Raw genomic sequence first — 10,106 nt, forward strand, 5'->3', positions numbered from 1 at the left:
CGTTCCTTCGACCGTCATCCAGAATTGAATGACTCTTAAGTCACGCAATTAACCCGCCAATGTGGTGAGAGTTCCACGGCTCGTGTATTGGTTCGTCGATGAATGCTAGAGAGATCGATCGACATTCGGCTGCACGGCGAGGACGCCGACCCAGCCCCGAGCAGACGCGAAAAACCGAAGCCGCGATCTTGGCTGCCGCGGTGGAATTGTTTCTCGAGGTCGGCTTCGCCGAGACCCGGATGGAGGAGATCGCAGCACGCGCCGACGTAGCGAAGGGCACGCTTTACCGATACTTCCCGACCAAGGCCGCGATGTTGGAAGCGGTCCTGACGCAGGTTATCGCTGGTCCCCTCGTCGGCATTTCCACGCTCCCCTTCAACGAGGGAGAGCCGGTGCAGGCTTTCCTTCGCCGGGTGCTCCTTCCCGTGCTGCGAAAGGTCAAGGGCTCGCAGCTGGAAGGCCTATTTCGACTCATCATCGTAGAAGCGACCCGTCATCCCGAAATCGCCGCCGTTTATCGGCGAACCGTGCTGGATCCGATGACCGCGTTTCTGAGAAGCTTGGCGATACGCGCCCGAGAAGGAGGTGAGCTACGCTCGAATTCCACCGCGCTCGAGCGCTTTCCGCTGCTCCTCATGGCACCCGGCTTGATGGCGACCGCATGGAATGGACTGCATGGGAAAGAAGACCAGATCAGCGCTGGGGACGCGTTCGAGGCTCTTCTCGAACTCGTCTTTTTGGACGAGGAAAGAGGATCGGCGCTTCGTTAAGTTAGGTCCTGATTGCTATGCCGAAGCGGCACCGGTACGAGGCTGCGACAATTAGCGCGCCGCTGGCTCGCAGCGGCAGAATGACACCTACAGCAGGTAGGGCACGGAGAGGTGATGGACCGCCTACAACAGGTTCAGAGCCAGGGACCGTGGGTTAATGATATCACGCCCAAGACACGGAAGTTCGTGGCACCGGAATCTGGCCGTGGCGATTCTGATTCTAGCGATCCTGACCCTGGTCAGGCTGCTGTATGTCCGACGAATCAGCGCTCCGTTGCAGCTCAGGGGTTGGAACAGGGACTCTGCCACCCGCTGCAAGCGGGGAATCCTCGTAGCCGACGAGCAGATCAGCCGGATCGCGGTAGACCGCGACGCAGCCGGCCTCGCGCAGAGCCTGTTCCGTGCTGCCGCCACACAGGACCCCGATCACCGCGACACCGGCGTGACGCGCGGCTTGCGCGTCGTAGACGCTGTCCCCGACGACGACGACGTCCCCGGTCGGGATCGGCGCAATCTGATCGAGTGCCGCACGGAAGATATCCGGTGACGGCTTCGAGCGGCTCGCGTCGTCCTTCGTGGTTTGAGCGTCAACCAGATCCGCGACACCGGCAATCCGCTTGTAGTCCTCGATCTCGTCGGCCGCGCAGGACGAGCCGAGCACGATCGTCTGCCCGTTGGCGCGTATGCGCTCGAAAAGGTCGCGGACCCGCGGGAACGGACGAATCGTCGGCAGGTATTCGCGCTTGAACAGATCCGAGCGGTAGGACTCGATGTCCTTGCCGTGCCGCTGCAACAGATCATCCGGCGCGAAGGCCGGCATCAGCCGGTCGGCGCCCATCCCGATGCGCCGGCGCACATCGTGGAAATCGGCCTCGACGCCGAACTGCGCAAGCGCCCGGACCCAGGACTCGGCATGTGCATCGACGCTGTCGATCAACGTGCCGTCGATGTCGAAGATGATCGCTCTTACCATGAACGCGTATGACCCGATGACGATGTGACGAATGGCGGCGAAGAGCTGTCGTCGTCAACCGGCGATCGGTCCGATTGTTCCTGGTGAGACGCGCCCCGGGGGCATCGTCGCTCCATTCCATCACGGGCGCACTCACGCGACAAGCGGCGGCGAGCGCTGGCCCGTGAGGGCAGGCCCGGCGAACGCGTTCGCCGGGCTGCCGTCCTCACACCACGGGAGCCGGCATGGTGGGAGCCGACATCAGGGTCCTGCTGACCTGATCGAGCAGTTGGTCCGCATTCTGCTCCTCGGCCAGAGAGACGCTCAGAAGCTGTACGATCGCGGACATGTGGAGCTGCTGAGCCAGGTTGCGGGCGCTGAGATATCCGGACATCTCGTAGTGTTCGACCTTCTGGGCGGCGCCGATGAGGGACAGGTCGGACGGCACATCGTCCTTCTTCTCTCCCTTCTTGATGATCTCCTCGCCCTCTTCGAGCAGGCCCATCATACCCTTGCACGGTTTTGCGCGGGGCGGGACCTCCAATATCCGGAAGCACTCGTTGAGCCGCTCGACCTGCTCCTGCGTCTCCAGCAGGTGCTTCTCGAACAGCAGCTGCAATGTCTGGGTCCGGGCCGCCTTGACCATCTTGGGAAGCGCCTTGAGCAACTGCTTCTCGGCGTGGAGAAGATCCTGAAGCTCTTCGAGCAGCACCTCCAGCAACGCCTCGGAGTCGGCATTGTCCGAACTCTCGGCGTGGATTCCCGGAGTCTCCCCCTCGTCCGGGGCCAGCCGGACCTCCTGGAACGCCGGAGCTTCGACCAGCTCCCACGGCTCGCCTTGATTCCAGGGGCCTCGTGCATCGATTTCGCCATGGTCGCCCTGGCCGGTCGAATCGTTGAAGTACTGATCGACGAGCTTTTCGGTGGGGGCGATCCGGCCAATCGAGAAGCGCGGCTTTCCCATGCTGTCGAGCGCAGCCGCGAAAGCCCGCATGTGGGTGATCTCGCGGGTCATGAGGAACTGCAGCGCGTCCTTGGTGCCGGCGTCGTCGCAGAAGTTGATCAGGCGTTCGTAGACGATCTTCGCACGCGCCTCTGCCGCAATGTTGCTGCGCAAATCGACGTCCAGCTCGCCGGTGATCTTCAGATAGTCCGCAGTCCAGGCATTGCCCTGCGAGTTGAAGAGATTGACGCCGCCGCCTCCGGCGATGGCGATCAGCGGGTCCGCCTCGGCCGCCTCGCGATCGAACTTCAAGGGCTTGAGATGCAGGCGGGCGAGGGTGCCGACCACCTCGAGGTGGCTCAGCTCCTCGGTGCCGATGTCCATCAGCAGGTCCTTGCGGTCGGGATCGTCGCAATTGAGACCCTGGATGGAGTATTGCATGGCGGCGGCCAGCTCGCCGTTGGCTCCGCCGAACTGCTCCAGGAGCATGTTGCCGAAGCGGGGATCGGGCTCGTCCACCCGAACCGTGTACATCAGCTTCTTGACGTGATGATACATCCATACCTCCACCGGCCCTGACGACCGCACCTTGGGTGAACGGCGCACGACGTTGGATGTTCCTGGTAATCTGAGCAGCAGCGGGAGCTTGCCACCGTTGCCTTGTGGCGAAATTGACTCCCGCCCAACATCATCGGACTAGCATCCGCCCCCTGTACCATGCTCTTCGACATCTCCGAGATCAGGAGTGCTGGCGATTGAGCGTGTCGCAGCCTCTCGACGGACACGCGCCCTCATTCAAGCGGCGGGCACCGGTGGACGGGCTGACGGGGCAAATGAGTCGCGGTGGACCGAACCGCTGCATGTGCTGGTGCAATTTCGAGAGAAGCGCCCAAGAAGACAACTTGATAGTCCTCCCCAAGGAGGATTTCGTATGTGCTCGACGGACCTCTTTGAAAGCAAGCGCACCGCGGGTGCCATCCGACCTTGAACCCCGACCGCTACCGTTTGATACGGGAAGTGTTCGAGGAAGTGGCCGCCGGGCTGCCCTCCGGCTGAACTCCCCGGCCCAGAAAGCTCTACTCGCGTCGGCGCTGCTGAGGTGCGCAGCTTCGGGCGGGGCCGACCCGGAGCGCCTCCGGTTGCGGCCGAAACGATCGAACGGCTCGAAATGGCGGCTTAGGAGGGCGGTGCTTCGGCGAGTCGCCGTGGGAGGAACGCGCGGCTTGTGAGGAGCGCCAACCAAGCGGGCAGCCGTGAAGCAAGCGGCGCCCGCTTTCTCGTTCGTGCCAGCGCCGGGGCATCTGCCATGAAGCGCGACGATCGCTGTTCTCCGGGAGGAGGGCATGATCAGTCGACGTGAGAGGCCAGCTCGGGTCCGGGCAACATTCGTATCCCTGCGTACCCCGGTCTGCACTTCTCGGCCGCCCGACTTCGAAATGTGCTGCGGGACAATCGGCCTGATGTGCGCAACACTCGGCGCCCGGGGATCCACGGCCCCGCTGCCGTCGACGGGGGGATATAAGCCGTCGGGTCTACGAACTCTGGATCGTTGACTTCCCTCCCCGACCGAAGGAAATAAACTACCGGCAAGACCCCACGGGGCTGCGGTCGGAATTGGTCAGCTTCGCAATGCTGGTCTTTTCTCGGGTTTGCAGTCGGTCCTGCTCAGTTTCGCGTGCAATCCCGTGGGGCAAGTGCTGCCCGACGTCGGTCGCGCGCCCGGGGTCACGCCGCCCGAACAGTGCTCAGGAACGTCTCGACCTCCGTCTTCAGCCGGGTGCATTCGTGCGCGAGCTGGCCAGCGGCCCCGAGCACCTCGCCCGACGCAGCCCCGGTCTCTTCCGCCCCACGGCTCACCTCGGTGATGGTCGCTGCCACCTGCGTGGTGCCGGTGGCGGCGTGCTGGATGTTGCGCGAGATCTCCGACGTCGCCGCCCCCTGCTCCTCGACGGCCGCCGCAATCGCCGACGAGATCTCGGCGATCTTCCCGATCGTGCCGCTGATCTCCTTTATGGCCGTGACCGAGTCGGCGGTCGCCGCCTGCATGCCGGCGATCTGCGCCGAGATGTCGCCCGTCGCCTTGCCGGTCTGGGCGGCGAGCGCCTTCACCTCCTGGGCGACGACTGCGAAGCCCTTCCCGGCCTCGCCGGCCCGCGCCGCCTCGATGGTCGCGTTCAAGGCGAGAAGATTGGTCTGCTCGGCGATCGCTGTGATCAGCTTGACGACGTCGCCGATCCGGGTCGCCGCCTGCGAGAGGTCGGTCACTCGGGCGTCGGTCTTCTCTGCTTGCCGCACGGCCTCGTCGGCGATCCGGCTCGACGCTTGCACCTGCCGGCTGATCTCGCCGACCGACGAGCTCATCTCGTTGGTCGCCGCGGCGACCGCCTGGACGTTGGTCGAGGCCTCCTCAGAGGCGACGCTGACGGTCCCCGAAATGCGCTGTGTCGTGTCCGCGGTGCGGGTGAGCGTGGTGGCGGTCGCCTCCAGCTCCGTGGCGGCCGACGACACTGTCGCGATGATGCCCCCGACGGCCGTCTCGAAGCGGTCGGCTAGCCGGTGCATGTCCTCTCTGCGCTGCGTCTCGGCCCGCGCCTCCGCCTCCTTCTGCTGCGCCTCCAGGCGCTGCCGTTCGATGGCGTTGGCCTTGAACACGGCCACCGCCCCGGCCATCTCCCCGATCTCGTCGCGGCGGCCCGTGCCCGGGATCGCGACCTCCAGCGCCCCCGCGGCGAGGCTCTTCATCGTCGCGGTCATCCGCTGCAACGGGGTCGTGATGCGGCGGGCGGCGACCATCGACACGGCGAGCGTAATCAGAAGCACGACGCTGGCGGCGAGGAGGGCGCGCCGTGTCGCCGCCCAGGTCTGTGCCTCGAGGTCATCGACGTAGACGCCGGTCGTGACGATCCAGTTCCACGGCGCATAACCGGCCGCGTAGGAGATCTTCGGCTGCGGCTTGTCCGAGCCGGGCTTCGGCCAGACATAGGCGAGAACGCCGCGCCCGTCGCGCCGGACGAGGTCGATCAGGCCGCTGACGATGCGGACGCCGTCGGCATCCTTCAGGTTCGTCACGTCGGTGCCGACCAGCTCGCGGGCGATCGGGTGCATCACCATGCGGCCGTTCATGTCGGCGACGAAGAAGTACTCGTTGCCGGCGTAGCGGAGCGCGGCCAGTCGCGCGTGAGCGCGCTTTTGCGCCTCTTCGGCCGGCAACCCTGCTGCCGTTCCGGCGGCATCCTCGGCCGCCACGATGGCGATCGCGAGATCGGTCAGGTGCTGCAGCTCGAACTGGCGCTGCGCCTTCAGGCTCGACGCCAGCTCGGCGGAGTCCAGCCAGGTGATCCCCAGGATGCCGAGGAAGCCGAGGCTGATGACCGCGTAGATTCGGCGCGCAATCGTGAATCGGAACTTGGAGAGCATTGTTCACCCGCGGGCGCCGCCCGTCCTCCATGCTGAAACTGAACCCAAGCGAGGCAACCGGCCGATCGCATCGACAACTGTGAATGCGAGATGTAAAGTCTTGGTAAAAAGATACTACTTTCGGGTGTTCATTTGTAACGTGCTGTGAAATCACACTCGATATCGCAGTCCAGAACGGCTTCTATACCCATTACTACTAGCCCGCCAAAACGTTGACAGCGACGCACCTCGTTACTGGGGATGCGGTCCTGTTCGACACCGGACGGGGTGACCGCATCGGGCTCGACCACGTGCCCGCCAGAAGCGGTGGAGGCGCTCGACCCGGTGTGTCGGCGAATTGCCCGCGATCAGGGCCGCATTGACGGGTCCGATCGAGCACCCGGCGAGCCATGCGGGCCGCAGATGCGCGTGCGCATGCAGAGCTGCGTAAGCACCGGCCTGATAAACGCCGAGGGCCACGCCTCCCGAGAGGGCCAGCATCACGGAAGGTGGCCGGGCGGAGTCCATTCCGTTTCCCTGATCCGGCCGCCTCCGTTCCGAGCGTCCGTCGTGCTCGAGGGTTCCGCTTGCGCCGGAGTTGCGCATACTGCTCGGCGTCTGCGGCTCGCGCGAAGCTGATCGGGTGGGGTCGACGATTTTGCTCTCGAGAACCCGCGGCGCAGCAGCCCCACTGTGATCCCCGTCCGCCGCTCTGGATGGAGAACAGCACGGCGAAGGCGTCGCCGTGGTGGTGGCCCTGATGGCCGGCGGAGCTCCTGGCGTCTCCAGCCGCGACCGGGCGCCGCTGGCCTTGTCACCGGGCCGGGCCTCGGCCTGGTCCGGTGGCGGCCCAGGGCGCTGCGCCGCCTGCCGCCCGGTAGACCGAGACGGCCTCGCCGAATGAGCGCAGGATCGCCAGCGACGTCGGATCGCGCTCGGCCCAGTATTCCGGGTGGAAGATCACCCCGAGCACGTAGCCCGGCGCATCGGCCACCGTCACGGCCTCGATGCTGCCGTCCGGTGCCGTCGCCTCGACCACGAGGCCGGGCGCGAGATCGTCGACCAGCTGGCTGTGCAGCGAGTTCACCCGGGCGTGCTCCGAGCCAAGGATCGTGGCGAGCCGGCCGGCCGGCACGAGATCGAGATCCTGCCGGATGCGGTAGCGGTCGTCGTCGGTGCGGGCCGACGCAGGCGTGCCGTGCTTGCGGTGCTCCGGCCGATGCGGGTTTTCCTGCCGCAATGAGCCGCCGAGCGCCACATTGAGCTCCTGCAGGCCGCGACAGGTGAGCAGGATCGGCGTGCCGCGCGCGATCGCGGCGCGGATCAGCGGCAGCGTGGTGGCATCGCGGGCGCGGTCGAATGGGCCGTCATCGTCGGACGGCGTGCGGCCGTAGCGGGCCGGCGACACGTTGGTGAGGCCGCCCGTGACCATCACGCCGTCGACCCGGGCGAGCAGCGCGTCGAGGTCCAGCATGTCGGCGAGCGGCGGCACCACGAGCGGGACCACCCCGAGCACACGGGCGAGGGTGTTCACCGGGATGACGTTGACGGTGTAACGCTGTTGGTCGTCGACCTGCTGGAGATCCGAGGTGACGGCGACAACCGGGGCATGCGGGTTCGGCATGAAGGGAAGGATTCCGTGCGTTGATGTTCAGGACCGGCCGGGCGAGGCCCGGCCGGGATGGCGCGTGCCGCCGTTCAGAGGTGGTTTCGATCCGTGGTCGAATCGCCGATCGGCGGCAGCGGCGGAGCGGCGACTGCGGCTGGGTCGAGATCGCCGCGTACGGCGATAGTCTCGTCGCGGAGCCACTGCAGGACCGCCCGCACTCCCGCCCCGTGGCCGGCTTGGCCGTGGCGCTCGTACACGGCGAGCTGGGCGTCGGCGGAGGTACCTTCGGCGACGATGACGCGACAGCGGTCGAGTTCGGCGGCGCAGCCGAGCGCATCGGCGTCGTCCGCGGTTTGTCGCAGCACCCGTTCGAGGATCGCCGCAACCGGCTCGGGGCCATCGAGGGTGACGAAGCCGGCCTGCACGCCATAGCGTTGCGCCCGCCAGAGGTTCTCCATCGCGAGGGCAGCGGTGAGCGTCGTGGTCTCGTCCGCCGCCGAGGTGCGAAATAAATGACGCGCCAGCACGCGGTAGAGCGCCGCGATCGCGATGGCATCGTCGAGGCGGGTGCAGCAATCGGGGGCGCGCAGCTCCAGGGTCGGCAGCCCCTTCGACGGACGGATCGTCCACCACAGATAGGTGGCGTCCGGAATCGCGCCGGCCCGTGCCATCGCGTCGACGTAGAGGTGGTATTCCGCCTCGGTGCGAAAGGCGATCGGCAGCCCGGTGCGCGGAAGCTCGCCGTACGCGGCGAGACGATAACCCTTCAGTCCGGTGATCATGCCGGCCCAGAACGGCGACGACGTGGACAGCGCCAAGAACAGCGGAACATGGGGGATCATGCGCCACATGATCTCGATCCGGCGGCCCGGGTCCGGCAGCTCGACATGGACATGCAAGCCACACATCATGTCGCGCCGGCCGATGATCTGGAGCTGATCCATGACTCGGTCGTAGCGCGACGCCTCGGTCTGCTGCGCCCTGCGCCAGTCGGCGCTCGGATGGGTGCCAGCGGCCAGCACGGCCAGACCGTGCTCCTCGGCCACCTCGGCGACCGCCTCGCGCAGCTCGGCCATCTCGCGCCGCGCGGCGCCGAGGTCGGTATGCACGCCGGAGATCAGTTCGATCTGGCCCTGCAGGAACTCCTGCTTGGCGCGACCACGCGTCGCCGCCGCGGCGCGGCGGAAGAACACCGGCGCGACGCGCCTCGCCGACGACAGCCGGCCGGCGTCGACGAGGAAGAACTCCTCCTCCAGCCCTACCGTGAAAGCGTGGCGTTCGCCGCGGGCCGTGCCGGGCCGCGGCGTGGGACCATTCCTGGTCGGGCGAAGAACAGAGGATGAGGTGTCGACCTTCGGCATGATCATTCCTGCATGTCGTGTCACGTGGACAGAGCAGCACCGCTCAGCCGCATGCGGGTGTGGCGGCCGGCGAGGTTCGTCGAGCGAATGTGCTGGAAGACAGGTGGCGCGACGTTGCCGTGCGCTGCTCGGTGATGAAGCGCGTCGACATTCGTGGCCCCGGGGAGTGCCGGTTAACGCACAGGCAGCGCGAACGTTCCTTGGGCGATCAAGAGGAAGCCCCGACTCATCGAAAAACGCGCGTCGCCGGTGGCGCCCCTTCGGCGTACCTCCGGACCGCATCGGCGATCCGCCGTGCGCCGATGGCCGACGGCTCGATCGGGTTGGCGAAGTCCTCGTCGCGGGCGCACACCAGACGAAGGTCGACGAGAGCGAGCTCGCTGTCGAACGCCTCGCGCGTTATCACGTCGTTGAGCAGCGCCAGAGCCGCCGCAGCGACGCGCCGCATGAGCGGATCAGCGAACCGCGGCTCGTAGATGGTGCAAACCGCGCTGGGCGCGTTGATAGCAGCCAGCGCCCGGAGCCCGGCACGGTAGTCGCTCCAGAACCGATCACGCACGTCGGCGAGCCTTGGTGAGCGCCCCGGTGGTCGAGCGCGCCGGCTGATCCAGCACCCCGGCCTCTCGCAACGAGTCGTTGCCGCCGATGCTGATCACGAGATGGGAGGCATCAGCCGGAACCCGATCGAGCTGGCGCGGTAGGTCGGCGATGGTGGCACCGTCGCGGGCGAGCAGCGTTGCCCGCGCGCCGTCCGGCAACGCCTCGCGCACCGCCGTGATCACGTCACCGCCGTGCGGCACGTAGCTGCCGTTGTCGAACACCGAGTCGCCGAGCAGGATGACGTGCATATGGTTCTCCAGGAAGAGGCGCGCACCGGTCCGGCGGCGACCGCAAGGGCCGAGGTCAGCAGGGCGCGGCGGTCGCGGCCGGCCCCTTAGACGCCGTTCGTCTGCAGCCAATATTCCCGCATGGCGATCTGCCCCAGCTTGGAATACCCATCGGGGTGAGCGCGTTATCTGGGTCGGCGAGCAGACGGTCGACGTAGGCGAACAGGCGGCGCTGGCGGGCGGCGGGC

9 protein-coding genes are annotated in these 10,106 nt (G+C 66.6%); 1 reads left to right on the plus strand and 8 read right to left on the minus strand.

Going from position 1 to position 10,106, the window contains the following annotated elements; translation table 11 throughout:
* The first annotated feature begins 188 nt into the window (after positions 1-188).
* On the plus strand, positions 189-770 hold the full coding sequence (locus CH341_RS09535; protein WP_170149560.1) for a TetR/AcrR family transcriptional regulator: 582 nt from the start codon (positions 189-191) through the stop codon (positions 768-770).
* A 220-nt stretch (positions 771-990) separates the two neighbouring features.
* On the opposite strand, the gene CH341_RS09540 is transcribed toward CH341_RS09535, so the two are convergent.
* The 8 genes from CH341_RS09540 to CH341_RS35190 form a co-directional block, all read right to left on the minus strand.
* The gene (locus tag CH341_RS09540; RefSeq protein WP_111418808.1) at positions 991-1,743 is read right to left on the minus strand and encodes an HAD family hydrolase; all 753 of its coding nucleotides are present in this window, start codon (positions 1,741-1,743) and stop codon (positions 991-993) included.
* Positions 1,744-1,948: 205 nt separating this feature from the next.
* Positions 1,949-3,223, minus strand: a complete 1,275-nt coding sequence (locus CH341_RS09545; RefSeq protein ID WP_111418809.1) for a DUF892 family protein — start codon at positions 3,221-3,223, stop codon at positions 1,949-1,951.
* 1,167 nt (positions 3,224-4,390) lie between these two features.
* On the minus strand, positions 4,391-6,082 hold the full coding sequence (locus CH341_RS09550) for a methyl-accepting chemotaxis protein (protein WP_111418810.1): 1,692 nt from the start codon (positions 6,080-6,082) through the stop codon (positions 4,391-4,393).
* Between the two features lie 231 nt (positions 6,083-6,313).
* Positions 6,314-6,667, minus strand: coding sequence for a patatin-like phospholipase family protein (locus CH341_RS09555; RefSeq protein WP_342635005.1), 354 nt, complete (start codon positions 6,665-6,667; stop codon positions 6,314-6,316).
* 208 nt (positions 6,668-6,875) lie between these two features.
* On the minus strand, positions 6,876-7,685 hold the full coding sequence (locus tag CH341_RS09560; RefSeq protein ID WP_111418812.1) for a gamma-glutamyl-gamma-aminobutyrate hydrolase family protein: 810 nt from the start codon (positions 7,683-7,685) through the stop codon (positions 6,876-6,878).
* A gap of 74 nt (positions 7,686-7,759) precedes the next feature.
* Positions 7,760-9,313, minus strand: coding sequence for a carboxylate-amine ligase (locus tag CH341_RS09565; RefSeq protein ID WP_111418813.1), 1,554 nt, complete (start codon positions 9,311-9,313; stop codon positions 7,760-7,762).
* Positions 9,258-9,590, minus strand: coding sequence for a hypothetical protein (locus tag CH341_RS35185; protein ID WP_210208226.1), 333 nt, complete (start codon positions 9,588-9,590; stop codon positions 9,258-9,260). The genes CH341_RS09565 and CH341_RS35185 overlap by 56 nt, the downstream gene beginning before the upstream one ends.
* Positions 9,583-9,879 carry an SGNH/GDSL hydrolase family protein gene (locus CH341_RS35190; RefSeq protein WP_210208227.1) on the minus strand — a complete coding sequence of 99 codons (297 nt, stop codon included), beginning with the start codon at positions 9,877-9,879 and terminating at the stop codon, positions 9,583-9,585. Before CH341_RS35190 ends, CH341_RS35185 begins: the two co-directional genes overlap by 8 nt.
* Positions 9,880-10,106: the final 227 nt, after the last annotated feature.

Source organism: Rhodoplanes roseus (genome assembly GCF_003258865.1).
Taxonomy (GTDB): Bacteria; Pseudomonadota; Alphaproteobacteria; order Rhizobiales; family Xanthobacteraceae; genus Rhodoplanes; species Rhodoplanes roseus.

Coding starts and splice junctions, on each gene's coding strand:
- CH341_RS09540 (WP_111418808.1), bottom strand. CDS start 1,743: ATGGTAAGAGCGATCATCTTCGACATCGACGGCACGTTGATCGACAGC.
- CH341_RS09545 (WP_111418809.1), bottom strand. CDS start 3,223: ATGTATCATCACGTCAAGAAGCTGATGTACACGGTTCGGGTGGACGAG.
- CH341_RS09550 (WP_111418810.1), bottom strand. CDS start 6,082: ATGCTCTCCAAGTTCCGATTCACGATTGCGCGCCGAATCTACGCGGTC.
- CH341_RS09555 (WP_342635005.1), bottom strand. CDS start 6,667: ATGCGCAACTCCGGCGCAAGCGGAACCCTCGAGCACGACGGACGCTCG.
- CH341_RS09560 (WP_111418812.1), bottom strand. CDS start 7,685: ATGCCGAACCCGCATGCCCCGGTTGTCGCCGTCACCTCGGATCTCCAG.
- CH341_RS09565 (WP_111418813.1), bottom strand. CDS start 9,313: ATGCGGTCCGGAGGTACGCCGAAGGGGCGCCACCGGCGACGCGCGTTT.
- CH341_RS35190 (WP_210208227.1), bottom strand. CDS start 9,879: ATGCACGTCATCCTGCTCGGCGACTCGGTGTTCGACAACGGCAGCTAC.